Source organism: Streptomyces sp. NPDC048370, from assembly GCF_043200825.1.
In the GTDB taxonomy this organism is placed as follows: domain Bacteria; phylum Actinomycetota; class Actinomycetes; order Streptomycetales; family Streptomycetaceae; genus Streptomyces.
Window position 1 is genome coordinate 14,379 of the sequence record NZ_JBICYI010000023.1, and the last position, 26,211, is coordinate 40,589.

At 66.8% G+C, this 26,211-nt stretch carries 14 protein-coding genes and 1 pseudogene; 6 read left to right on the forward strand and 9 right to left on the reverse strand.

Features of this window, described 5'->3' with window-relative positions; translation table 11 throughout:
- Nucleotides 1-74 precede the first annotated feature (74 nt).
- Entirely contained in the window at nt 75-590 is a 516-nt protein-coding gene (locus ACGFYP_RS33595; RefSeq protein WP_393501821.1) for a Ku protein, read from the reverse strand.
- Nucleotides 562-1,464, reverse strand: a complete 903-nt coding sequence (locus tag ACGFYP_RS33600; RefSeq protein WP_393501726.1) for a hypothetical protein — start codon at nt 1,462-1,464, stop codon at nt 562-564. The genes ACGFYP_RS33595 and ACGFYP_RS33600 overlap by 29 nt, the downstream gene beginning before the upstream one ends.
- A gap of 454 nt (nt 1,465-1,918) precedes the next feature.
- Here ACGFYP_RS33600 and ACGFYP_RS33605 point away from each other — a divergent pair, with 454 nt between their 5' ends.
- Nucleotides 1,919-2,488 (forward strand): suppressor of fused domain protein, encoded by a 570-nt coding sequence (locus ACGFYP_RS33605; RefSeq protein WP_356549879.1) that lies wholly within the window; start codon nt 1,919-1,921, stop codon nt 2,486-2,488.
- A gap of 23 nt (nt 2,489-2,511) precedes the next feature.
- Here the strand turns inward: ACGFYP_RS33605 and ACGFYP_RS33610 are convergent, their stop codons facing one another.
- From ACGFYP_RS33610 to ACGFYP_RS33635, 6 genes are all read right to left on the reverse strand, one after another.
- Entirely contained in the window at nt 2,512-3,156 is a 645-nt protein-coding gene (locus ACGFYP_RS33610; RefSeq protein WP_393501729.1) for a transposase, read from the reverse strand.
- Between the two features lie 147 nt (nt 3,157-3,303).
- Complete coding sequence (locus tag ACGFYP_RS33615; RefSeq protein WP_393501823.1) at nt 3,304-3,930, reverse strand: hypothetical protein; 627 nt, start codon at nt 3,928-3,930, stop codon at nt 3,304-3,306.
- On the reverse strand, nt 3,876-4,103 hold the full coding sequence (locus ACGFYP_RS33620) for a hypothetical protein (RefSeq protein WP_393501832.1): 228 nt from the start codon (nt 4,101-4,103) through the stop codon (nt 3,876-3,878). Before ACGFYP_RS33620 ends, ACGFYP_RS33615 begins: the two co-directional genes overlap by 55 nt.
- 291 nt (nt 4,104-4,394) lie before the next feature.
- Nucleotides 4,395-6,134: an FG-GAP repeat domain-containing protein gene (locus tag ACGFYP_RS33625; protein ID WP_393501731.1), complete on the reverse strand. Its 1,740-nt coding sequence runs from the start codon at nt 6,132-6,134 to the stop codon at nt 4,395-4,397.
- 141 nt (nt 6,135-6,275) lie between these two features.
- On the reverse strand, nt 6,276-8,435 hold the full coding sequence (locus tag ACGFYP_RS33630; protein ID WP_393501733.1) for an FG-GAP repeat domain-containing protein: 2,160 nt from the start codon (nt 8,433-8,435) through the stop codon (nt 6,276-6,278).
- Between the two features lie 325 nt (nt 8,436-8,760).
- The gene (locus ACGFYP_RS33635; protein ID WP_393501735.1) at nt 8,761-13,017 is read right to left on the reverse strand and encodes an FG-GAP-like repeat-containing protein; all 4,257 of its coding nucleotides are present in this window, start codon (nt 13,015-13,017) and stop codon (nt 8,761-8,763) included.
- 567 nt (nt 13,018-13,584) lie between these two features.
- On the opposite strand from ACGFYP_RS33635, the gene ACGFYP_RS33640 reads away from it, so the two are divergent.
- Both ACGFYP_RS33640 and ACGFYP_RS33645 read left to right on the forward strand, forming a co-directional pair.
- Nucleotides 13,585-20,361 carry a polymorphic toxin-type HINT domain-containing protein gene (locus ACGFYP_RS33640; RefSeq protein ID WP_393501737.1) on the forward strand — a complete coding sequence of 2,259 codons (6,777 nt, stop codon included), beginning with the start codon at nt 13,585-13,587 and terminating at the stop codon, nt 20,359-20,361.
- Complete coding sequence (locus tag ACGFYP_RS33645) at nt 20,306-20,752, forward strand: DUF5958 family protein (protein WP_393501739.1); 447 nt, start codon at nt 20,306-20,308, stop codon at nt 20,750-20,752. Before ACGFYP_RS33640 ends, ACGFYP_RS33645 begins: the two co-directional genes overlap by 56 nt.
- A 135-nt stretch (nt 20,753-20,887) precedes the next feature.
- On the opposite strand, the pseudogene ACGFYP_RS33650 reads toward ACGFYP_RS33645, so the two are convergent.
- A pseudogene (locus ACGFYP_RS33650) lies at nt 20,888-21,643 on the reverse strand (tyrosine-type recombinase/integrase); the annotation flags it as partial.
- Nucleotides 21,644-21,700: 57 nt separating this feature from the next.
- Here ACGFYP_RS33650 and ACGFYP_RS33655 point away from each other — a divergent pair.
- The 3 genes from ACGFYP_RS33655 (at nt 21,701) to ACGFYP_RS33665 (ending at nt 26,043) form a co-directional block, all read left to right on the forward strand.
- On the forward strand, nt 21,701-22,852 hold the full coding sequence (locus tag ACGFYP_RS33655) for a HEAT repeat domain-containing protein (protein WP_393501741.1): 1,152 nt from the start codon (nt 21,701-21,703) through the stop codon (nt 22,850-22,852).
- A gap of 721 nt (nt 22,853-23,573) precedes the next feature.
- A complete protein-coding gene (locus ACGFYP_RS33660; protein ID WP_393501743.1) occupies nt 23,574-24,122 on the forward strand; it encodes a competence protein CoiA in 549 nt (182 codons plus the stop codon).
- Between the two features lie 1,354 nt (nt 24,123-25,476).
- Nucleotides 25,477-26,043 (forward strand): hypothetical protein, encoded by a 567-nt coding sequence (locus ACGFYP_RS33665; RefSeq protein WP_393501745.1) that lies wholly within the window; start codon nt 25,477-25,479, stop codon nt 26,041-26,043.
- Nucleotides 26,044-26,211: the final 168 nt, after the last annotated feature.

The window sequence follows — 26,211 nt, forward strand, 5'->3', positions numbered from 1 at the left end:
CGGCGCGGCCGCGCGGCCGTCGCAAACGGGACCGTACGCGAACGGAACCGTCCCGTCCATGGGGAAACCCCTGGTCAGCCGCCCGTCAGCCGCGTACCTTCACCGCGAGCGGAGCGTCCGGAACTGGTCCCAACTCGCCGTCGACGTCCGGGCGTCCCACAGCTTCTGCACCGTCGCCCGTCCAGCAGCGCAATCGCCTCGGCGAGCTCCTGCTCAGTCAGGTCGACCGCGTCCGGCGCGAGCCCGTTGGGGTCGCGGACCTCGTCGTCCCAGCGCATCGCGTGGAGCAGCAGCACGTCACCGTATGGACGGACCAGGCCGAGGCGCTCGCAGCCGCGGAGCGCGAACCTGGCGACGGCCACCTTCTCGTTGCGGCCGAGCGCCTGCCGCAGCAGAGCGTACGGTTTCGCGGCGACGGGGCCGTCTGCGGTGATGCAGTAGCTGGACTCGCCGATGCGTCGGAAGCCGATCGAGTCCCACGGCACGAAGGAGACGATCTCGCGGTCTCCAGCTTGCAGGGCACGGTGGTGTTGACTGAACCAGTCGGCGGAATACGACAGGTCAGGCGTCGTGCAGTACTCGGCGGGCAGCCAGGCGGAATGCGGTTTTGGCTAGATCGAAACGCCCCGCCGCTGTTACGGACTTAAGCGCGGCGCCCTGCTGCAGCGTCCCTCTGCGGGCCAGGAGGTCAACAGGGGAGCGGAGGTGCAGTTCTCGCGAGGCCTCCACGTACGCGTTCACGGCACGAGTCAGTGCTACGTCGTACGCGGCTGCCAAGTCGGCTGGTGGCATGGGGCGACCAGCGCGCTCCCATGCCGCCTGCAGCTTCCGCCCGGTGTGGTTGGCCTGAACGAGGCCGACGTTCACCTCGTAGCGCCACTGGAACCAGTCGTCGCAGTCGCCTACTACCGACGACGACACGGCGCGGTATGCCGTCTCATTGGCCGCCAGGGCGGAGATCAGCGTTCCCGCCAGGGCTCGCTGGCGGTCGTCCCATGTTGGGTCGCCTTCGTGCAGTCTGGCAAGGTCCTCGGTGACAAGGGTGGTTATGTGGTGCGCGTAAATCACCGCGCCCATCGCAGTCTTGACTTCTTTGGCTGCCTGTTCGACCTCGTCGGGACCCTCGACCATCACCTGGGCGAAGGCCGCGGTGGTCGTCCCCCCATCGCCGCCCACCCACTCGGTTCCGTCCCGCCGAGCGCGAGCCACGTTCCCCTCGAAAGCGAGGATCGCTTCTTGGAACCGGCTGTAGACATCTCGACGGGCCTGACGGGCCTGCTGGTCCATCACGGTGCGGTGCTGACCTGCGGTAACGTGCTCGGCAGAAGCAAGAGCCGCGTCCGCCTGGGCGTGGGCCGCGCGAGCTTGCGTCCGGGCGGCGATGATCGGCCCGACCCACCCCACGATCACGCCGATCAAGGCGCCACCTGCCGCAATGAGCGCGGCCATCACTCCGGAATCCATCCACATTCCCCTACGTCATTCCCGTACCGCTGTTCCCATCAAGACACGATGAAGCCGACGCCCGGTCAACCGGGCACGGCGAGACGGGCGCAGAAGGCGCCGCCATCAGGGCCCCCCGCCGCTCGCGTGCCGCACCCACACCCCACAGCACGCCCGCCCCTCTCTCGCCGTCCTCCTGGGGATGCCCGACAGGTAGAGGATCAATCGCTTCCGCAGTCTCAAGTACCCCTGCAAACACGCACCTTCAGTCGCCCCACCACAGGCTGGACGATGGCGACGGCGCCACTGAACGGGCAATGAGGCCGAAAGCAACCCCTCGCTGTCAGGACGGAGACGGCGCCTGGCTCTCTTCACGAGAAGGGGTTCTGGCTCAACTTCTGTGGACCTGTTGCGGAGCGTTACTGGTGACGGCCCCGGTGGCGTGCACCGGAGAGCGATCGTGCAGTCTGGGCACATGGCCAGTCGCGTTGAGAAGTACCTCGCCCACCTTGATCGACTTTCCGGAGGAAGGGAGCCCCGTTTCTTCCCTGTCGAGTCGACCAAGCAGGGGCTGCGGGGCGTGACGGAGATCGTTTACGACGACCTGCCGGACGGGCTTCTCACCACGCTCACCTACGGCTTGTCTCTGGCAGAACATCCGGAATGGCAGCACGGCTCGCCGGAACTCTGCCTCAGCGTGAACTCGACCAACGTGATCTGGGCCCACGCGGTGGGCTTCCTTGCCGAGCAGCTCCGTGGCACCTGCCCATTCAGCTATGGCAGCACCATCAACTTCGGTGAGCGAATCGTGCCCGAGTCGGAGATGACGGCATTCTGCGTGTTCGCGCCGTTGGTCCTCGACAGAGCCGACTACCTGGGCATTGACGTTGGCGTTCCAGGACACGAGGGTCACGACGTGATCAACATCCAGGGGATGTACCCCATCCATGAGGTGGAGCGGCAGTTCATCAACGAGCACGGGCTTGAAGCCTTCTGGAAGAGCGGGTGGGAGCCCACTGACGTGCTGCGTAGCCCCGCGATCTGATCTGGATGCCTTGATGGGCGACATCACGCGAGCAGCACTCGTTTGCGTAGAAGTGGGAACCCAGCACGGCCGAACATCTGACGCTTGAGCATCTTGATCCGGTTGACATGGCCCTCGACAGTGCCCGAGCTCCAGGGCAGGGTCAGGCCGGCAGTGACGGCGTTGAGGTCGCGGTCGATGCCGGCGGCGAGGGTGTGAAGGCTGGGCAAATCGTCCCGCCGGACGGCATCGAGCCAGTCCGGCAGGCGCTCGCCCTGGCGTTCGGTGAGCATGGTCGCGAAGAAGCGGACGTGCCGGGTGAGCGCGTCGAGTTCGGGGCAGTGAGCGCGGACGGTCTTGAGCTGGAGCTGTTCGGGCTCGGTGAGCGTTTCCGGACGCCGGAGGATCCATCCGGCGACCGTCCGGGGCGAGGGCGGCCGGGCGGTCGCCGACCGTGGCGAAGTGCGCTTGTCGTGGAGGTAGGCGCGGACGCGCTGGTAGCTGCCCTTGTAGCCGAGCGGCACGATCTCCTCCCACAGTTTCCAGGCATTGGCGCAGCCCTCGTTCCATCGGTCGTCGAGGTATGGCTTGTAGTCGTCCAGGACGGAGGGCCGGTTCTGCCACTGGCCGGTGAAGAGTTCCTCCGGCGTCGCAGCGTTGGCGAGCTGCTTGACGGTGCGGTAGGTCATGCCGAGCTGGCGCTGGATCGAGCGGCGGCTGTGGCCGGCCTCCAGCAGTGCGTGGACGGCAGCGTGCCGGGCCCGGGTGCGGTCGGCGAACCGGTGTCCTCGCGGCCAGGGCGACCGTCCGGGTCCTCGACAGGGGCAGGCTCGGGTTCAGGGACCGCGGGAACCAAGGATCGGAGGCAGCTGCGGTGCTGGGCGACGCTCCGCTCGGCGGCTTCGCTCAGGTTGTGCCAGAGGTGCCACCGGTCCGCGACCTGGATGGCCTGCGGGGCACCGACGGTGGCGCCTTCGGCGAAGAACGGCGCCCGATCCCGGCATACGACCTCGACGCCGGGCCGTTCGGTGAGCCAGGCTAGCCAGGCTAGATGCCTCCCTGTCGGGCAGCAGATCCACGGGGCGGCGGGTTTCGATGTCGACAAGGACGGTGCCGTAGTGGCGGCCATTGCGCGTGGCGTACTCGTCGACGCCGACCACACGCGGGGCGGGCACCTCGGGCTCGGGGAGGGCGTCGACCAGCCGCAGGACTGTGCTGCGGCTTACAGACACCCCGAGGACGGAGGCCAGGCGGGCGCCGGCTCGGCCAGCCAGGGCGAGGCCGATCGCGGCCAGGATCGAACGCAGCCGCTCGGTCCGCTGACCGTGTCGGCGGGTCAGGCCGGGTATCTGCTCGACGAAGGTGCGGCGTGCGCAGCCCGAGTTTCCGCAGACGAACCGGCGGACCCTCAGCCGGAGAACAACGCTTCGCCCGGCGCTCGCCACATCAGCGGGAAACCGCAGGTAGGAGCCATGGACCCGGTTCGACCAGACCCCGCACCCCGGGCACTCGGCGCCGTCCTGGTGCAGCGCGCGTCGACGCGTACTAACGCGATGTCCACGTCCACCGACAGCACCGCGACATCCGCGATCGACGGGAACAACAGCTCCTCCAGCTGGAGCGCGACCTCTTCCACGGCCCCGAACTGTCGGCCCAACCGCCCCGAGCACGGCTCACTTTCGGGCGACTTCGCGTACCACCCGGAGACGTCCACCCACTACTCAGAGTGGCCTGTCACAGAAGTTGAGCCAGAACCACGACTCGTGATTAAAGCCAAACACCCGCTTCCCGCTGGCGACAGCATGGTGTGCGGAGCCGACAGAAAGTGCAGAGGGCGGAGCGGCCGCTAGAACCGGCGAGGCATTCCCTCATGGTGTCCATGAAGTCGTAGGCCCCGGAACAAGGTTCCTGGGGCCCACGGCAAGTGTCAGAAGAGGCGGTTGTAGGTGTTCCAGCCGCCGCCGATCCTTGTGCGGGTAGTGAAGGGGGTGGTGGCGTTGCCGGTGCCCTTGTACAGCCAGAGCACGCCGGTGGTGTCGCGGGCGATGGCGTCGGTCTTGCCGTCGTCGGTCAGGTCCCCGGTGTGAACCAGCTGGTTGTACGCGTTCCAGCCGCCGCCGACCTTGGTGCGTGCCGTGTACGGGGTGCCGGCGTTTCCGGTGGCCTTGTAGAGCCAGAGCGTGCCGGTGGTGTCTCGGGCGAGGAGGTCGGCCTTGGCGTCGCCGTTCAGGTCGGCGCCGGCCGCGGTCTGGTTGTAGATCCCCCAGCCGCCGCCGACCTTGACGCGGGTCTTGAACCGGGCGCCGCTGGTGAGGGTGCCGGTGCCCTGGTAGAGCCAGAGGACGCCGGTCTTGTCGCGGGCGAGGAGGTCCATGTGGCCGTCGCGGTTGAGGTCGCCGGCGCCGGTGAGCTGGTCGTAGATGTTCCAGCCGCCGCCGATCCGGACGCGGGGCGCGAACGTACGGCTGCCGATTCCGGCTTCCCGGTCGTAGTACCAGAGGGTGCCGGAGGCGTCGCGGGCGACGAGGTCGCCGTGGCCGCGGGTGAGGGCGGACGGCTGGACGAGGCCGAGGTAGTAGGGGGTCTGCTTGAGCGGGGAGAGCGAGGTGACGGTGGTGTACGTCTGCCAGCCGGTGCCGCTCTGACGACGGGTGTCGAGGGGAGTGGCGGCCTTGCCGGTTCCGCCGTACTGCCACAGCGCGCCGGTGGCGTCGCGGGCGAGCAGGCCGTGGCGGGGGAGGACGGGGCGGCCCTGGGCTGCGAACGGGGTGCTGGTCTGGTGCACGTCGGTGTACTGGGTGCCGAAGTCGTAGATGTCGTACCTGGTCGTGGCCTGGAGGAGCTGGGCGTACTGCCCGGGGGTGCTTGTGAGGTCGTAGGTGATGGTGTGGTCACCGGGCTCGAGCTGGCAGATCAGGTTCTGTGTGCCTGAGAGCAGCGTGGGGTCGTGGACCTTGCATGTGGCTCCGGGTGCGGTCGTCACACCGTCGACGCGGATGGGCGGCGAGATACGGGTGAGCTGGCCCTGTGCCGTTTCGAAGCGGAGAAGGAGTCTGCCGGGGTCCTTGGCGTGGACGCGGAGCGTTTGACGTGCTGCTCCTCCGTCGGGGAGAGGCGGCAGGTCGAAGTCGACCGTGTTGAGAGCCGCGTGGGCGGCGGTCTTGACGACGACCTTGGCGGTGCCGTGCGTGTCGTCGGCGGGGCGGGCTCCGGCTGTTCGTGCGGCTTCGATCCCGGCGGCGAGGTCGCCGCCCTTGGGGACGTACGCGAAGCCCCAGTGGACCGTGGTCAGGTTGGTGGCGTCCTCGGGTATCACGAAGCCGGCGAACAGGCCGGAGGGGCCGCAGACGTAGACGGCTGTGAGCCCGGCGACCTCCTTGCAGTCGTTCGCGTGCGCGCTGAATCCTGCGGGGACGCCTGCGCCGTCGCCGGCCTCTCCGGTCAACGGCTTCATGGAGAAGGCGATCACGGTCTTGCCATCGGGGGTACCGGACTCCACCTCGGGTGCGAGTCGGGGCGCGGTCCCGGGGGCGGCGCTCTGGTCGTGTGCGGAGAGGCGCACCGGGGTGTCCTCGGCGGCGGCCGGGCCGGAGTTTGTGAGGGTTGCCGCGGTGAGCAGGCCGGTGGCGGCGCTGAGGGCGGCGATGCTGCGGGCAGCTCGTCTCATGAGGTCCTTCAGGATGTTGTGTGTGGACGGTTGTTGTCGAACTCGTGGGGGTGGCACCGCCGCCGGAGTGCGAAGGCCTGCCCCGAGACCGTTGTGCGAATCGGTCCCGGGGCGGCCGGACTATCTGGATGCGCCGTCGGATCAGGCGACGGAGGTGGGCTTGTTGTTGGGCATGGTGGTGGTTTGCCGTGGGGCGAGGGGGGCCTTCCAGCTTCCCGTGCCCTTGTAGAGGTATGTCTTGGTGTCGTCCGAGTTCGTCGCGAACAGGTCAGGGCGGCCGTCGCGGTCGGCGTCGCCGATGCCGACGATGTGGCTGTAGGCGTTCCAGCCTGCGCCGATCCTGGTGCGGGTGGCGAAGGTGCCGTCTCCCTTGCCGAGGTAGAGCCACAGGACGCCGGCGGTGTCGCGGGCGAGGAGGTCGCCGGCGGGGGCTCCGGCGATGTCGCCGGTGGCGGTGAGCTGGTTGTAGATGCCCCAGCCCGTGCCGATCTTCACGCGGGAGGTGTAGGGCGTCCGCCAGTCGCCGGTGCCCTTGTAGAACCACAGGGCGCCGGTGGTGTCGGTGGCGACGAGGTCGGGCTTGCCGTCGCTGTTGAGGTCGCTGCCGGCGGCGATCTTCGTGTAGACGCCCCAGCCCGCACCGACCCTGGCGCGGTTGGCGAAGGTGCCGTCCCCCTTGCCGAGGTAGAGCCACAGGACACCGGCACCGTCGCGGGCGAGGAGGTCCGCATGGTCGGCTCCGGCGAGATTGCCAGCGGCCTCGATCTGGTTGTAGACACCCCAGCCGCCACCGAGGGCCTGCTGTTCCGCCGACCCCATCCAGGGCCTGAGCTGGGGGTCGTAGTGTGAATCGGCGCGCCACAGTCGGCCCGCCCCGTCGCGCACGACAACGTCCGGAGTGCCGTTGTCGTTGTAGTCGTGCGGGGCGGGCTTGCGTACGACTGTGAATGTGCCGGAGGTGGCCAGGGCGGGGCCGATTCCGTTCATGGGCTCGGCGGCGATCTGCCAGGTGTACTCGCCGTTGAACGCCGTCTGGTCGTGGTTTCCGAGATCGCCCGACCAGTCGAAGGGTATGAGCCCGTCGTCCGGCTGGAAGTACTTCCGGTATATCGACTTCCCCGTGCGGACGTGCCGCAGAGTGACGGTGGCCAGGACATTGTCCCGGGACAGCCGCCACTCGAACCGGACCTTGCCGGGGGCCTGGTCGAGGTCGATCGTGGCGGGGACCTTGGTGTCCAGCAGGGCTACCTTGGTGGATTCGCCGCTGCTCGCGACGAGCGTGGCGGCCGGAGTTCCGTCGGCGCCGGGCGCGATCCGGTAGAGGCCCTCGCCCTGGTCGACCGTACCGCCACGCACGATCTGAGCGCCGTCGGGTGCGGCGGCGCCAGAGATGGTGTGGTCGAGGAGCTTGCGGGTGGTGCCGTCCTGCAGGCTGCGCGCGGTCAGAGCGTTGAGAGAGTTCGGCTCCCAGGCGGACAGGCCGCTACGGGTGCCGTAGGTGATCCAGCCTCCGATGACGGCGATCTCGACATCGCGCGCCTCAGCGGTGCCGACGACGAAGGTCTGGGAGGCCTTCGTCGCGCGGTCGATCACCACCACCGTGGCGTTGTCCGACCAGTCGTATTCGACCCAGGCCAGGTGATTCGCCGAGACAGTGGCGTCTCCATAGGCCTGAGGGAGTTCGTGCGTCTCGCTCACCGTGTTGGTGGCGAGGTCGATCAACGCCACGTGCGGCGTGGAGGTCGTGTCCGTCTCGGTGCGGTAGGTCAGCAGGGCGTGGTCGGCCGTGCCTGCCGTGACCTTGACGGCCCAGGTGTTGTCCGGCAGCCCGGCCGTCACCGTGCCCGTTCCCGTGGCCGCGGTATGCATGCGGAGGGGGCGCGCCTCGAACATGCTGCGGGTGTAGGTGAAAAGGGCCTGGCCTGCGGCACCCGCGTACACGTCACCGTCTTCGACGGGCACCGTGAGCCGGGTCTGTCCGGTCGCCATGTCGAGGAGCTTGGCTTCGGTCTCGCCGCCGAAGGCGATGAGATCGCCTGAGCCGGTGCTCGCGTACTCGCCGGCCCCGGTCAACTCCCGTGCGGGAGAGCCGTCTGCCGGAACCCACTGCCGCGTGGAGACGGTGTTGTCCCCGCCGATCGGTCCTTCATGGGTCACGGTCAGGTAGCCGGTTGCGGTCGCGCCGGCGACATAACTGTTCCCGGGGATGCGAGCGGCCTTCGTGGCGAACTCCCCGACCTTCGCCATGTCGGCCGGGGCGGCGATCGACGAGGCGGACAGCACAGTGGAGCCGAGAGTCACGGTGGCAACGGTGACGACCGCGGCGGCAAGGCAACGACGACCCGGACGTGCGTGGGACAAGACGTTCACTCCTCAGGGAAGGGCCGGCCGCGCAACGCGCGGCCGCAGATCAGACAGACGAGCAGCGAAGAAGGTTGTAAGCGCTTTCGGAACCTTTGCCAGGTCCCCCGGGGAGGCCTGGCCGCGCTCTGGCCGGGCACCGGTGCCCCGCAGTCCGACAGGCGCGCGCCGGGCCTTGCAGGCGGTTGGCTGAGATGCAGCGGGGATGAGGTCGGGTCGCCGGAATGCCCGGCGACCCGACCCGAGGCCTTGCTAGCGGTTTGCCCTAGTTGTAGTGGCGGAGGAAGGTGCCACGTGACCAGACCCATCCGCTTGGGGCGCTCCACCCGGTAGTTGCGCCGTGGAAGCCGTCGCCGGACTCCTTGGCCAGGTGGGTGAACATGCCGACGGAGCCGTTGCTGTAGCCGAACATGCTCCCGATGTCGTCGCGCCCGTCTCCGTTGTAGTCGCCGGGGACGATCTTCATCTGGGAGTAGCTCCAGTCGCCGATCTTGCCGACCCAGCCCTCTGTCACGGTGCCGAACTTGCCGTCGCGAGCGGTGGAACCGGAGAGGAACATGGCGTCGTGGCCGTCGGCGTAGTCGTACCAGAACATGACGTCGTCAATGCCGTCCGCGTTGAAGTCGCCGGAGTGCAGGTAGGTGCGGTCCCAGTCTCCCCACGTGGTCGCGTTCCCCGACCAGGACGTGACGCTGCCCGCGAATCCGCCGTACGGCAGGGCGAGGAACGTGTGCATCTTCAGGTCGCCGTTGCTGTAGCCGTACAGGGCGGCGATGTCGTCCCGGCCGTCTCCGTTGTAGTCGCCGGTGGCGAACTTGCTGTCCTTGACGTCCCACCAGCCTGGGTTGAGCTGGTAGGAGGGGAACGGTGGATTGAAGCCGCCGTTGACGTTCGCGGTGAAAGTGAACAGCGTGTCATTTCCGGCCGAGTAGGAGTACCAGGCCATCAGGTCGTCCCGGCCGTCTCCGTTGAAGTCGCCCGACTGCATGGTCATGGAGGGGGAGTAGAAGCCGCCCTTCTGGGAGGACCAGGACTGGATGAAGGGCGTGTCGAAGCCGCCATCGGACTTCCCGAGTGCGGTGAACAGCTTGACCACACCGCCGCCGTAGTCGTATAGGGCGGCCATGTCGCCTCGTCCGTCTCCGTTGTAGTCGCCGGTGGCGAACTTCATCGAGTTGACGTTCCAGCTGCCGGGCAGCGACTCGTACGACTTAGTGGGGCCCGCGAAGGAGCCGTCGGAGTTGGCCAGGAAGGTGTTCAACGACGACTTGTTGTCGGGTGCGACGTACCAGGCCGCCATGTCACTGCGCCCGTCGCCGTTGTAGTCGTGGCGGATGCCGCTGCCATTGGACCAGAGGGACTCACCCTTGGCGTTGTAGACGACGAGATTGCCGCGGTCCTGGAGCAGGGCGTATCCCTCGCCTGTGTGACCGGCGGGGAGGGGGGAAGTCCACAGGGGGGTGCTGTCGGAGGAGACCGCGATGGCGCCGTTGGCGAGGACGCGTGCGGTGGCTCCGGGGTGTCCTGCGGTGCCACTGGACCAGAGGGTCTTGTTGGCGTTGGAGGAGACGACGAGGTTTCCGTCGGCCTGCATGGTGAGCTTGGCACTGTTGGAGGTGACGGACTGCCCGCTCGTGAGGCTGGTGCCGGGGGCGATCTTCCGGCCGCCGTTGACTCCGTCGATGAGGAACGCGGCGCCGATGCCCGTGTAGTCGTTGCCGGTCTTGACGCCGGGCCACCCGGTGAAGGTGTTGTCCTTCTTGCGGGCCCACAGGTCGGGGATGCCGTCGCCGTCCATGTTGCCGTCGCCGTTGCCGTCACCGTCGAGGTCGCCGGAGGAGCCGATGACGGGGTAAAGGTCCTGAGGCATGGTGCCATTGGCGATCTTCACGCGGCTGGCGGCGCTGCCCCAGGTGGCCGCGTCGAGTTTGCCCGTGGGATCCTTCGCGCCGTAGGAGCGGTAGAGGTCACCGGTGGTGTTCTCGCGGAGGATCATGTCCGGGACAGTGTCGCCATTGAGGTCCCCGGGGACGATGACGGTGAACTTGTCCCAGTCGGCTTCTCCGACCAGGATCACCTTCTTACGAACGTGATCGAGTTTGCCGGAGCTGTCTCCGTGGTAGAGCCAGAGTTGCTTGCCTTGCTTGACCAGGAGGTCTGGCTTCTGGTCGTTGTTGAGGTCCCCGCCCGTTGCGATCTGTTCGGCGTTGTGCCAATGGTCGTCGCCGGTCCAGCCTTCTTCACCCTTACAAGGTCCGTTCCCTGGAAGAGGGACGGGGCACCTGACGGTGAGTTCGCGATATCCATCGGCAGCGTTGGGGTTGATGGTCCCTCTGCCGTTGTTGGGGTAGACGCGGAGCTTGTTCTTTTCGTCGTTCGCGTTGTACTCAAGGGAGATGAGGTCGTTGTAGCCGTCCTCGCCCATCCAGTCGGCGCTGAAGGTGATCTGACGGCCGGGGAACGTGGCGCCGCCACTGGTAGCCGTATAGAAGGCCCGGCCGCCCTGGCCGGTGTAGGTGAGAAGGGTGCCGTTGATGTCGGTGTTCCAGATGTCCTTGAAGCCGTCACCGTTCAGGTCGCCAGGCTCGTCCCGTTCAGTGGATCGAACGGCGTAGAAGAGGTAGGTGCCGGTGTCGGAGCGGTTGCCCGCTGCGTCCACGCTGTAGGCGTAGACCGTGTGCGGACCGTAGGAGGGCACGGTGAAGGTGGCCACCGCAGTCTTTGCGACGGGATCAACGGGTGCTTCCGTCACTTCAGGGTCGGTGTCGGTCCACCAGTAGTACGCGGTGACGTCGGTGACGGTGTTGGGGGCGAGGCGGAACTTTGCTTCTGCCCGGGCCGGTCCTGTCGTTGTGGGCCAGCCGTCCTTCCCGCTCGGGTACTTGCCGTCCTCGGAGGTGATGACGGGCGGTTGACTCGGCCGGTTGCGGTCGATGGTGAACTTGCAGGTGGCGCTGGGGTCTGATTCGACCCCGTCGGCGTCCTTGGCCACGACCCTCCACGTGTACTCGCCACTGGGAGTGTTAGCCGCGGGGAGGGGGAGTGTTGCTACGCGCTTGTTGATGGCCGGCACGCTGGTGTCGACGACCGGGACGGTGCTGTCCTTCTTGAAGACCTGGAACCGTGCGGTGAGGTTGCCGGGGTTCTTGTCCTCGATCGTCGCGTGGAGGCTGATGGTCGTGTTGCCGACAAGGCCGCCGGCGGTGCAGCTCGTGCGAGGGGAGGTTCCCAGGCTGTAGGGCTTTTTGGGCTTGTAGTTGAAGACGATCTCGAGGGTGGCGGTCTTCGGATCGAACCGCTTCCAGCCGAAGGTGTCGGTCTCGTCAGCGGCGTACAGGCCGAGGGTGACGTCAGACTTGCCGGCCTTGGCTGCGGTGCGGACCGCGCTGGTGGCGTCGAATTCGAGGTTTCCGGCGGCGCAGCCGTCGGCGCTGCTCCAGCCCTTGGAGTCGTTCACCGTGCTCAGCGGCTTCGTCCCGATCTGGCCGGGCTGGTTTCTCCAGGTTGTCTTCTTGGAGATGCCGGTGACTTCCCAGAGCTCGACGGGCCGGGGCTCGCAGGACCATGACCAGGTGTTGCGGATGTGGAAGGTCGCGCTCTTGACCTCGGCGTTGGCGGCGTCGCTGGTGTCGAGCTGGAAGAAGGAGCGGGATATGCGGTCCTTGCCTCCGGTCTGGGACTCGTAGCCGACGCGGACGTCTCCCTTGGCGTCCCAGTAGGAGTTGTCGGGGTGGGCCTGGTAGACGCGGGTCCAGTGCTGCCACTCGCCCCACGCCCACTCCGGGTCGATGTAGACCGGGTACGTGGTCTCGGTACCGGTGAGGAGTTCTTGGTCCGGGGTGATGGTCAGAGTGTCCCCGCTGACCGCAGTGCCCATCTCGGCACCCACAGAACCCGCGCCGGGCTCGAACACATCGGCGGGAGCAGGGGTCTCCTCCGTGGCCTGGAGCGTCCGCGCGGCGGCGCCGGCCTGGGGGCTGGGGGTGGTGGAGTCCCACATGAGAGGCGCGGGACTGGTGAACACGGGCTGACCAGCTGGATCGGTGGCCGTCAGCATGCCCGTCTCGGCATCCTTGGTCACGTCTACGCCGACGGTGTCCATGGTGAACCGCAGCTCATCCAGCTCCGGGTTCTGGGCGGCTGCGGCGGTCTTGACCACCAGCAGCTGCGAGAAGCTCTCGACCTCGGCCTTCAGCTGCAGGTCGACACCGGGCAACACCTCCGCGTACGTGGCGACGTTGGCTTCGAGTGTCGGCCGGGGCAGCGGCCTGGACCAGGTCAGGGACAGTGTGCGGCCGTCCTTGACGCCCGTCAGCATCGGGCCCGTACCGCCACCAGAGAACTTCACCGCAACCGAGGTGGCCTTCGGTATCACAGAACCGTCGGTGTCGAATTCGAGGGACGGGTCGGCCGCGACCCACGCTTCGTCACGCCACAGCCGCACCACCGTGCCATGCCGCTTGACCGAGAACGAGCCGTCGGGCAGTGCCCACGTGTCACTCGCCTCCGTGCGGGCTGACATCAACTCCACAGGTTGGCCGGAGGTTTGGGCATCGAGGAGCGCCTTGTCCTCCTCGGTCATCCTCCCTTCCGCCACAGGATCGGACTCCAGGACGCCAGCCGCCATGGCCTGGCGAGATGTGGCCTGTGCCGGCCAGAAAGGCGCCACCGGCGCCATGAGGCCAGCAGCGACAACGCCGCACAGCAGGCGGGATCTCCACCTGAGTGAAGCGGCCCCGCCCCTTCGTGATATGGACACGATCGAACTCCCCTTTCCCGTGTCCCGGATTTACGGAAGGACTCTATAGCGATTCAATTCGGCGCTCCTCGGCAAAGGCCGGTGGTCGGTGCAGGAGATGTGAATACGGGGTAAATGCGGACACGGTAAGGGTGGCGCAGGAGTGCCACACAGCTGCTTGACCTGGGCCTATGAGGGACACGGAAGCCTCACATGTGCGCGAGAGGCGCTAAACGGACAAGCGCTTTCTAAGTGGATTCATGTGGCATGAAATGTGCTCTGGTATACCTGGCAAGTGCTGATCCCTGTTATCGTGCGGCGAAATTTCTAGAGTTGCGCGAGGGGTGGGGCGTGAGCCGTTTCGGCACGCGTGGATGGGCGGGGGCTTTGGCTCTCGCCGTGACGGTGAGTTTGTTGCCCAGTGCGGTGGCGACTGCGACGGTCAGTGCGGACAGAAAGGGCGTGGAGCTTCCCGAGCTGAAGCAGCCACCGACGGTGGCCGTGCAGAGGATGACTCCCGGAGGCTCGAAGAAGCGCGTCGACGACGCGCGTGCCGACTGGAAGACGCCGACGGTCACATGGCCTGCCCCGGGCAGCGCCACCGTCGACCTGGCAGCGGACGATGCCGCCGCTGCTCCGAAGCGCGCCGGGTCTCTGCCGGTCGCCGTCAAGGCTGCCCCGTCGCAGGCGCGCAAGGTCGGCGACCCGCTGGGCCAGGTGAACGTCTCTGTTGCGGGCAAGGAAGCCGCCCGCAAGGCGGGCGTGGACGGCATCCTGCTCTCGGTCACCCCCGCCGGCGCCGCTTCCACCGCCGGCAAGGTGCAGGTCCAAGTGGACTACAAGGCCTTCCGCGGCGCCTACGGTGGCGACTGGGCCGCCCGCCTGCGCCTGGTCCAGCTCCCCTCCTGCGCCCTCACCACCCCGGACAAGCCCGCTTGCCGCAAGGGCAAGCCGCTCGAGACGGACAACGACACCAAGACAGGCACCCTGTCGACGTCCGTCGCTCTGCCCGGAACCACGAACACCGCCGCGGGTGCCAGCCGCTCCGCAGCCGCGCCTTCGGGCATGACGGTCCTGGCGGCCACGGCGGGGGACTCGGGTCCGACGGGCGACTATAAGGCGACCTCGCTGCAGGCCTCGGGTTCGTGGAGTGCCGGTGGGTCCACCGGCGCCTTCACCTGGTCCTACCCGATCGGGATCCCGGCGGTACCCACCGGGCAGCAGCCCAGCATCTCACTCGACTACAACTCGCAGGCGGTCGACGGCCGGACGGGTGCGTCGAACAGCCAGTCCAGCTGGATCGGCGACGGCTGGGAGTGGGAACCTGGGTTCATCGAGCGGCGCTACAAGCCGTGCAACGACGACAAGGACGGCGGCACCAACACCACCAAGGTCGGCGACCTGTGCTGGTACAACGACAACGCCACCCTGTCGCTCAACGGCAAGAACACCGAGCTGGTCTACGACAGCGCCAAGGGCTGGCACCCCGCCAACGATTCCGGCGAGAAGGTCGAGAAGCTCACCGGGGCGTCCAACCCGGACAAGGGCACGGCCGGTGTCGATGGTGCGGGTGAGCACTGGAAGATCACCACGACCGACGGCACCCAGTACTACTTCGGTCTGAACAAGCTTCCAGGCTGGAGCGACCACGGCACGGAGGCTGACGACCCGGTCACGAACTCCACCTGGACCGCGCCGGTCTTCGGCAACCAGGCCGGCGAGCCCTGCTACAACGCCTCGTTCGCCGCCGCATGGTGCCAGCAGGCATGGCGCTGGCAGCTCGACTACGTGGTCGACCCCCGCGGCAACGCGATGGCCTACTACTGGAAGACCGAGTCCAATAACTACGGGCGCAACGTCTCCGAGACCACGGGAGACGCGACGGTCACCTCGTACGTCCGAGGCGGTCACCTCGACCACATCGACTACGGTCTGCGCTCCGACACTGTCTACACCGCCAAGGCGATGGGCCAGGTTTCCTTCGCTGTCGACCAGCGGTGCCTGACCAACTGCGGCACCTTCGACGAGGCCAACGCCAAGAACTGGCCTGACGTACCCTTCGACCAGTTCTGCAGGGACGGGGCCACCGAGTGCAAACTCCAGTACTCGCCCACCTTCTGGTCCCGCATGAGGCTCACAGGCATCTCCACCAAGGTCCTCACGGGCGGTGCCTACAAGGAGGTTGACTCCTGGGCGCTCAAGCAGGGCTTCCCGCCGGCCGGTGACGGCATCTCCACACCGATGTGGCTCGAATCCATTACCCGCACCGGCAAGGCCGGCGGTTCGTCCCAGCTGCCCGCAGTCACCTTCAGCGGCGTCCAGAAGCCCAACCGGGTCGACAAGGTGGGCGACGGGCTTGCCCCGTTCATCCGGCTGCGGATGTCGCAGATCACCACGGAGACCGGCGGCACGATCGGGATCGACTACTACGACCCCGAGTGCACCGCCAGCAGCCTGCCGCCCACCGACGCGTCGAACACCACCCGCTGCTACCCGGTCAAGTGGGCCTTCGAGGGGGAGACAGCCAAGCTCGACTGGTTCAACTCCTACGCGGTTCAGCGCGTGATCGAGGGCGATAACCTGGTCGAGTCCCCCGACGTGGTCACCGAGTACGCGTACCTCAACGGAGCCGAGTGGGCCAAGGGAACGGACGAGTTCACCAAGGCCGAGGACCGCACCTACTCGGTCGCCCGCGGCTACCACCTGGTCCAGACCCGCAAGGGCGCAGGCCTCGACGCCAAGACTCTGACCGAGTCCCGCTACTTCCGGGGCATCGACGGTGCCGCGGTGAAGGACTCCGCAGACGTCTCGGTCACCGACCGCGAACAGTTCGCGGGCAAGCTCCGCGAGACCGCCACGTACAACGGAGACGGTGGCGACCTCGTCAGCGCCACTTCCTACACCCCCTGGCGCTCGGCCAAGACCGCAAGCCGAACCCGCTCGGACGCTGACCTGCCGGACCTGGAGGCCTACCTCACCGGTACCCAGGCCGAGGAGACCCGCACTACGGTCACCGGCGGTGAACGGACGACCAAGACCACCCGCCAATTTGACGAGTACGGCTTGGTCGACTGGACGAGCTCCCTGGGCGACACCGACAAGACCGGCGACGAGCAATGCGTCACCACCACCTACGCCCGAAACACGGCGAAGTGGATGCTGTCGACCGTCGCACGAGCGGAGACGGTGGCCGTGGCCTGCGGTGAGGCGGTGAGCCGCCCGGGCGACGTGATCGACGACGTGCGCACCCACTACGACGGTGCCGCCTTCGGCACTGCGCCGGTGCGAGGTCTGGTCACCAAGGTCGAGCGCATCAACGGCAACGGCGTCGGCTATGGCACGGTCGGCTCCACGCCCACCATCTGTGGGTTGACCAAGGACCAGCTCTGCTACGACGTCTACGGCCGGTCCCTGGCTGCCGCCGATGCCTACGGCAAGGTGACTCAGACGGCCTACAGTCCCGCCACTGGGGAAGTACCGACCAGCGCGACTGTCACCAACCCGCTCGGTCACACGGTGATCACGGACCTCGAACCGCTGCGGGGCCAGCCGGTCAAGGTCACGGACGCCAACAACAAGGTCACCACCTCCACCTACGACGCCCTCGGCCGCGTGACGAAGGTCTGGCTCCCCACCCGCCCGCAGACCACGTACCCCAACGCGCCGAACTACGACTTCGGCTACCTGGTACGGAACAACGGACCCAACGTCGTCACGACCAAGACCCTCGACCACAACTCCGTATACAAGACCGGCTACGCCTTCTACGACGGCCTCCTGCGCTCCCGCCAGACCCAGGAAACTTCTCCCGACAAAGCTGGGCGCCTTGTCTCCGAGACCTTCTACAACACCCGCGGCGAGCCGGCACGCAGCTCGGGCCGGTACTTCGCGACCGGTGCCGCGGAGCCAGTCCTCGTCACAGGCCAGGAGACGAAGTACCCGTCGTCGACGGAGACCGTCTTCGATGGAGCCGGTCGGACCACGGCCGTCATCGGGAAGCGGTTCGGTGACGAGACGAAGCGCACCACCACCATCTACGCGGGTGACACCACGACCGTGATACCGCCCCAGGGTGGGACGGCCACCACGGCAGTCGCGGACGCATTGGGCAGGACCACCGAACTCAAGCAGTACACCAACACCGACCGCACAGCCTCACAATCGACCACCTACGCCTACAACAAGCACGGCCGCCTCCAGCAGGTGACCGACCCCTCGGGTGCCAAGTGGACCTACGGCTACGACATCCGCGGCCGTCAGGACTCCAGCACCGACCCGGACAAGGGCACCACCACCACCGTCTACGACGCCGGCGACCGGCCCACCGACATCACCGACGCCCGTGGCATCACGCTCCACTCCGACTACGACGCCCTGGGACGCAAGACCGCACTGAAGAAGGGAAGCACCACCCTCGCGTCCTGGACCTTCGACACCGTAGCCAAGGGCCTGGCGACCTCATCCACCCGCCACAGCGGCGGTTCGGCATACGTCAACGAGATCCTCGGCTACAACGACCTGTACCAGCCTGAGGGTCTTTCCGTCACCATCCCCGACAGCGAAGGCGCCCTGGCCGGCACCTACGAGTGGTGGAACTACTACGACGCCAACACCGGTCTCCTCAAGGGCACCGACCACCCGGAGCTCGGTGACCTGCCCTACGAGTACGTCAACTATTCCTACGGCACGACCGGTCTCCTCTACTCCGCCTACGCGGACAGCGACCCGCTGATCTCCTCCACCACGTACGACCACTACGGCCGCAACACCCGCCTCGAATACGGCGAGTTCGCACAACACCTCTTCATCACCAACGAATTCGACGACCACACCAGCAGCCTCACCCGCACCTACACCGACCGCGAGGTCGCGCCCCAGCGCATCGAGGACACCCGCTACACCTACGACCCGGCCGGCAACGTCACCTCCATCGCCACCGCCTACGGCCAGGACGCCACCCGCACCACCGACACCCAGTGCTTCACCCTCGACGCCCTGCGCCGGATCACCGAAGCCTGGACCAACACCGGCGAGAGCTGCGCAACCAGCCCGTCCACATCCGTAGTCGGCGGAGCGGACTCTTATTGGACCAGCTACACCTACGACGCCGTCGGCAACCGCAAGACAGAGACCCGACACAAGACACCCTCCGGGCCGTCCGCCGACACACTTCGCACGTACGCCGCTCCCGCGCCGGGCACCCACAACCTGCCCACCGTCACCCAGACCGGCACCGAAGCCCGCACCGACACCTACACCTATGACGAGGCGGGCAACACCAAGAGCCGCAAGTTCGGCAACGACTCCTCCGAAACGCTGGTGTGGGACGACGAAGGCCACCTCAAGTCCCTGACCAAGGTCACCGACACCACCAACTACCTCTACGGGACCGACGGCCAGCGGCTGATACGGCGCGACTCCACCGGCACCACTCTGTACCTGCCGACGGGCAACGAACTCCACCTCGACAAGGCCGGCAAGGTCACCGGCACCCGCTACTACAGCCCCACCGGTACCGCCATCGCCATGCGCACGGGAGGCAAGCTCACCTTCACCCTCACCGACCACCACAACACAACAACCACCCAGATCACCGCCGACGCCGCACAGAGCGTCACCCGCCGCAAGTCCACCATCTTCGGAGCACCCCGCGGCACCCAGCCCACCAGCTGGATCGGTGACAAGGCCTTCGTCGGTGGCACCAAGGACACCGACACCGGCCTCACTCATCTCGGCGCACGCGAATACGACCCGGTCATCGGACGATTCATCAGCGTCGACCCGATCATGGACCTGACTGACTCCCAGCAGATCCACGGCTACACCTACAGCAACAACAACCCCGTCACCCTGACCGACCCCACTGGACTCCGGCCAGAAGGCGCCTGCGGCGGCAACCAATCCACCTGCGGCAACGGCACCAAGGACGGCACTTGGGTCGACAACGAGTGGACCCCCGGCGGTAAACAAGAGGAACCACTCACCGACAATGACAAGAATGCTTTTGCCAACGAGGAGAACCAGGTCCTAAGCAACATCTCGGACAAGGTCTCTCAGTACTTTGGCGGCACGGACGAAGCCGCCAGGTGGATGGAAGCATTCTGGAGTCGGTACCGCGCGGGTCACACGTACGATTCCAATAGAGCCCGCGCAATCCATGCTTATGCGACAGCAAATAGTGTCTGCCACCAGCTAGATTGCCCTGAGTCGCTCAAGAACTACTTTATGGACAGCCAGCTCGATGCTGTCGTCGGCGAATACGGCATCAGTGACGGCGGCGGAATGGGAGGAGGGCCTGGGGTACTGGGCTCGTCATCCAAGGGGAAGAAGACGTCAGTTAGCCCTTGCAATAATTGCTTCCTGGCTGGCACCGATGTCCTCATGGCCGACGGCACGGCGAAAGACATCGAAGACGTACGTGTCGGCGACGAAGTAGCAGCCACAGACCCCGAGACAGGCAAGTCCGCCAAGCGCAAGGTCACCCGCCTCATCGTCACGGACGAGGACAAGCACTTCAACGAACTGACCATCACCACCCCCGAGGGCGAAGCCAAGCTCACGGCAACCCACGAGCACCCCTTCTGGTCACCCTCAGAGAAGCGTTGGATACCTGCCAGCGGCCTCCGGCCCGGCACAACGCTCCTCACCGCCCCAGGTAAAATCGCCACAGTCGCAGGGAACCGTGCGTACACCGCACACGCCCGGACGTACAACTTCACTGTGGACGACTTCCACACGTACTATGTGCTGGCGGGCGAGACTCCGGTCCTGGTTCACAACTCCAACGGGTGGTGTGGACCTGGCCTGAGAACGGCATCGGAAGCTGGTATCAGCCCGAACGATGCCAAGCGAATTCAAAATGCCGCCGACAAGGCAGGGCAGCCAATCATCGTGGTCGGGAGCCGCGCAAACGGAACTCCCAACCCGACGTCAGACTGGGACTACATCCTGTCTGGCCCGTCCAGAACTCGTCACAGCGTCAAGAATTCGCTGCCAAGAGGGACGGGTGATGGTGAAGGGAGCGGACGCGGTCGAGACTTCTGGCAAAGCTATAATCCGAACCGCCCCGACTATGCAGAGCTGGATCGGAATAGGCCGTACGTGGTATTCGAGCCCCGGAGCAGGTGAGGACTTGAGAGCGTCAGAGCGCGTCATCAACGAGGTCGCTCAAGGGCTCCGCGCCCTGGACGATGCTGTGGCCTGGTTCTCCTCGCTGGAACAGGCTCAGCAGAAGGCGGTACTGCACGAGGTTGTTCGTTACGCCATGCAAGCCCATGCAACGGTGAACGACGCGCGTGAGGGGCTACCGCAATCAGGCGTCAAGCCGACCATGACCCCGGCAGTGCTGATTGTCCGGGAACCGATTCTCGAACAGATGGGGAAGATCATAAATCTGCCCCCCGGTGAGTACGTGAAAGCATTTCGCGTCCTCGTGTCTACGTTCGCAGTAGCTGACACGCGACGAAGAGAAACGGAGTGCCGAGGAACTTGTAGCCACGCCTGGCACAACCTGTCGTAAGCGCCGACGCCACAGGCGTACCGAGGGGTAGATTGCCAGAGGTTTCAGGTTCACTTGGGCGCACACTGGGAGCCCCCGCCGAGTCGGTAATCGGCGGGGGCTCTCGGGCGTTTGACGGCAACGCTGACGGCAACGTCAGCGGACGAGCGTTGCGGCAGGCAGCTCGTCAGGGGGTTCCTCGGCGTGGCCGAGGACGCCGCTCAGGGAGTCGATGGCTTGGCGTTGGAGGCGGAGCCGGACGTGGGCGTAGACGCCGGCGGTGACGCCGATGTGGGCGTGTCCGAGGAGTTCCTTGATGACGACGAGGTCCACGCCCTGCTCCAGGAGAAGGGTCGCCGTCGAGTGTCGGAGGTCGTGGAAGCGGATGCGGCGGAGTCCGGCCCGGTCGAGGAAGCTACGGAAGCGACGGGTGAGGTTGGCAGGGTCGAGAGGTCCACCGGTCGGCGTGGTGAAGACCAGGCCACTGCCCATCCGGCCCGAGCCGACAGTCTGGCGCTCCATGTCCTGCCGCTCCTTGTGTTCCTTGAGGGAATGGAGGCATTCGGTCGGGAGGGCGATGCGGCGTTCGGACGCTCGGGTCTTGGTGGGCAGATGTGTGAGACCGCCGGTGCGGGTGCGCTGGAGCGAGTGCCGGATGCTGGCCGTTCCGGTGGTGAGGTCGAGGTCTTCCCAGTGGAGGCCGAGGAGTTCGCCCCTGCGGAGGCCAGTGCGGAGGGCGAGTTCATACAGCGCGTGGAGCCGGTCGGTGCGGGCGGCGTCGAGGAACTGGCGGGCCTCGGCTGCGGTGAAGGGCCGGAAACGCGTCGGCCGGGGTGCGGTGGTCTTGACGCTGCGGGCGACGTTGCGGGGCAGCTCGTCTTCGCGGACGGCGTGTTCCAGTGCCGACTTGACGCGATCAACATGGCACGCGGTCTGATCGCCTCCTGGCGGGGAGATCACACTCACCTAGTGCGGCTCCTCGCCGAGTGTCTGCTGCCGCGCGACTCCTACACGTCGGCGGCAGCGGCCGAGGCCCTCGGGTCCCTGGGCCAGCTGGCCGAGCCGGCCCGCGAAACCCTCGCCGCCTACGTCACCACCCACCGCACCACACACAGGCCCCATGCGTGGGCGAGCCCGCACCCCGAGCTGCGCCGAGCGCTTCAGCAGGCCGTTCTGGCGCTGGCCCAGCTCGGAGACGAGCGGGCCTTGCCCGGGCTGCTGACCGCGCTGGACACCGGTGTTGATGCCTGGCGCGCCGCGAATGCGGCAGGACATCTGCCCCAAGCCGCCGCCGAACTCACGCCCCGACTCGTCCGCCTCCTCGCCGCTGTCGACCACTCACGGGAGTGGCCCGATGTCAGCCCCCCGGCTCTCGCCTCCACCCTCGCCAAACTGGGAGAGCCGGCGGCCGTACCTGCCCTCGCCGACGCCGTCCAGGCCGCCGTTCGGCATAAGCAGTGGCGCACCGTGGAGCCCGTCCTGAAGGCACTCGCCTCGTTCGGCACCCGCGCCGCCTCCGCCCTCGACACCGTCCGGCCCCTCACCGAGGCGGACAACGCGGATGTCCGTACGGCCGCGGCAGCCGCCGTCTGGGAAATCGAGCACCGCCCCGAAGGTGTCGTGCCGCTGCTGGAACGCCTCCTTGACCACCAGCGGAACTTCGCCGCCATCGGCCTCGCCGGCCGGATCGGACCTCCCGCCGCTCCCGTCCTGCCGCGCCTGCGACAGATACTGAACGAGCAGACGGAGATGAACGCACGGAACGAGCAAGACGATGCGGCCGTACTGAACGTGGGGAACGCGTGGACTCTCGTCCACACCGCATCAGCACTGTGGGACATCGCCGGAGACAGCGAGGCCAGCACCGTTGTGGCGGCGCTGCTGAATGCCTGGAAGGACAACGACTCCACCGCGCCCGATGTCCTCGCCTGCCTGAACCGCATGGGCCAGGCCGCACACCCTGCCCTGCCCCGGATCCAGACGGCGCTTGCGCAACTACACCGAGGCAACGACCGTTGGAGTAAAGCAGTCGCTTCCGACCTGGAGATCGAGCGCATCTGCCGTTCCCTCGTGGCGCGTCTGCGAGACCTCCCGGAACCTGCGCCGGCCAGGGAGGAATAGGCACCACCGCGTCGGTGTGCAGGGCGTGAGCCAGCCCCGCACGCCGACGAGGGCTTAAGAGGGGGAACTTTTCGTGATCAACTTCTTGTCGATCAAATGCCCGCCCTAGGCTTCGAGGAGCGAACTCACCCCACCCAACGAGAGGGCATCCCCATGTCCAAGCGCTCCGCCATGCCCGCGAACGGTTCCGGTCGTTCCTCGAACTTCGAATAGGCGGGCTCCACTTGACCATCCAGCGTGTCCCCGGATGGCTCATCGGACTCGTCACGACCCTCCTCGGGGTGGGGCGCACCTTGTGGAGCCAGCAGTAGCGGAGCGAGCGGTGGAGTGTCTTCCGCATTCGCCGCGGTGGTCGGCGATGGCGAGGTAGATGACGTGGTGGCGACGGCGGCCAGGTCGCCGCTCCAGCCGCACGGGCAGTGCGCCCGGTACCGCCAGCCCGACCAGCCGCGGTAGCGGATGACCCTGAACCTGCGGTTCCCGGCGGGCCCCTCTTCAGCCATTTCGCCGTCGGTGATCAGGGAACGTACAGCTTCCAAGGCAGCGGTGCCGGGGGTGTATTCGCCGCGCCACTCCACCCGGCGGTGTCGTCGAGGGCCCGCTGGGTCGGGGATCCCGGCGGCTTCCAGAAGACCATCAAGTCGTAGTCGGCGCAGGGGCGTGAGGGGCGTGAGCCCGTCTTGGGCTGGGGCGCTGGTGGTGGGGCGCATGAGGGGGGCTGATGGGGTACACCGCCGTACACCCGTTATGGGGCAGGCTGGACGCGTCGCTGGACGATCTCGGATGCGGTCGCGCCTGGACAGACGTCCATCGCGTCAAGGAGCTGGAGCTGGCGTGTCCGGAGTGCCGGGGACGGGTCTTTGCCCGGGTCTCCCAGCGCAGCGCTCGGCACTTCTACCACCAGGTGAGACCCAAGGACTGCGAGCTGGCGAACGAGTCGCCTGAACACCATTTGTTGAAGCTGGAGCTGGCCATGGCGGCCCGGGCGGCGGGTTGGCGGGCGGATCTGGAAGTCAGCAGCGAGACCCGTAACTGGCGCGCCGACGTGATGGTCTTCGACGAGCACGGCCGTCCCTTCATGGCGTTGGAGGCGCAGCTGTCGCCGATGACGCCTCAGGACGCCCGGATGCGTACGGACCGCTACGCGCAGGACGGGGTGGCGGTGTGCTGGGTCGCCTTGCAGGAGCGGCCGTGGGAGCGCGTCGTGCCTTCGCTGCGGGTCCGCTTCTCAATGTGGACACCAACGCCACCCTCACCCGCGGCCGCGTGATCCCGAACTCCGGGGTGCCGAGCGTAGAGCCGGGCCGGGCATAGGTGTCCGCGGGCATGTGGAGCGCCGAGCCGGGCCCGCTACGAGAAACTGCGGTGGCGCGGCGGGTGTCTTCGCCTTCCGCCGGGCTAACCTCCCCTGACCCTGCGCCCCGCGAGGGTGGCGAACGTACGACGGTGCTTCAGCGCTGGACGGGAGCCGTCACCCACGCCCGCCCCGTGCCGGGATCCACAAATGCTCACTGACGCATCGTCAGCACGGACTCGGCGTGCCAGCTCCGGCCCCGCGCTGGACGCGGTGGAGCGACCAGCGTCCGTAGCGTAAGCGCATAAAGCATATGAGGGGTTCCCCGTCTCGACATGCGTCCCGGCCGTCCGGCGTGCACGGTGGATGTGTGGCCCAGTGTCCGCATTGGTCGTGCATCCGCCACGCCGACGCGGCGGGCGGCCCGTTGACGGTTGACGGCAAATCCCCGGCTTGACGTACGGACCGGCCGGCGATGTCCTCGAATTGCCGCGACGGGCAGGAATGGATCCCGGCGAAACGCAGATTCGACGACCGAGCCCTAATCCACAGGAAACAGGGTTCTTACGGTGACCCGCACGTAGGAGTTTGAAGATGGCGAAAAGCGATGAGTTTACCGTGAGCGTGAGCCCCACCACCGAATTCCGAGCCCATCCGCCCTCTGTCCGTAAGTCGTTGCATGTAGTGCACCGTACGGGGCGGGTTGAGCAGAGCGAGCTCACCTGGGTGGAGCTACCGGCAAGGGCGCCCGGACGAGGGCCGGAAGTGCGCCCAGTCAGCAACCCCACGGATGCCGACAGTGCCGAGGGAGGGGCATCCTGATGCTGCAATTCGTCAACAAATACACGACGACCGTGCAAGTGACCATTATGTGGTACACGCCGGGTTGCGATGACGGTAACTGGACGAAGAAGGGGTGGTGGGTTCTCAACCCCGGACAGAGTGCGATTGTGCACGGGGAAGACTTGGCAGACATCAATCGATACTGGTGCTATTTCGCGAGCGGATGGGATGGAACCTCATTTTGGTCTGGCCCAATCAGTCGCCACGTCATTTTCCCTCCATTCGTGTGGTGCGAATTCAGGTCAAACACGACTTCCGTCCCAGTCGGCTATAGGATCTTGGACTGCGACGATATCGACGACTTGATTGTTGAGTTGGTCCCCTGACCCAGCGAAGGGTTGGCAGGACGTCTTCGCGGAAGATCTCCCCGATCTGGTCGTCGGACAGAAGACGCGCAGGCTCCGATCCGTGCTGCTGGCCGGCGGGCTCCATAGACGTCGTTTCTTATGGCGGTTCCTGGGGCCACGGGCCATGCGGGGATACTGCTGTGGTGCTGTTGACATGGATCGCTGAGGTGGCGGACGAGCCCCTGGTACTGGAGCCGGCTGACCGTCGGGTGGAGTGGGAGACCAACACCTGGTGGTTGAGTGCGGAGGACGAGGACAGGAGGTCGTTGTCCGTCTCCGCGGTGGTGGCCGCCTTCGAGTGGACTGCCTCAGCCATCCAGGTCCGTATCCGCGAGCTGGGCTTTCCCGGGGTGGCGACGTTCTACGTGTGGCATGACGAGCAGGCCGGGCAGCTTCGGTGCTCGACGGGATCGGTTCCGGCGGATGCGTTGCCGTTCGGTGGCGCCTACGTACTTTCTGACGACCTCGGGCCGATCATCGAGGGGTTCCTGGTCGACGGTGAGCCGGGCGTCACGGCCTGGTCGGGCCTGGAAGGCGTGCAGAACTCCTCGGAGCAGACCGTAGCCGAGCCGGAGGTGGTGCCCCCACGGGAGGAGGAGCTGCACGGGGCAGCGCTGGAATTCCAGGACGACCTTCAGTTCCAAACCGGGGTGAGCGGGAACTCGGTGAGGGTCGCTGGGAGACGAGACGGGTCGAGTTGCCTGTAGGTAACTGCAGTGGCTCGCAGACGGATTCCAGTGACCTCTGGGCACGTGCCGTTCAGCCGACCGACGCGGGTGGCCCGACGACGGAGTGATTCGGTGGGCGTAGCCGGTGACTCGACCGGGCCTCGGTCCACTGGTCACCACCAGATCCGGGTGGGTCGCCGTGTCCGG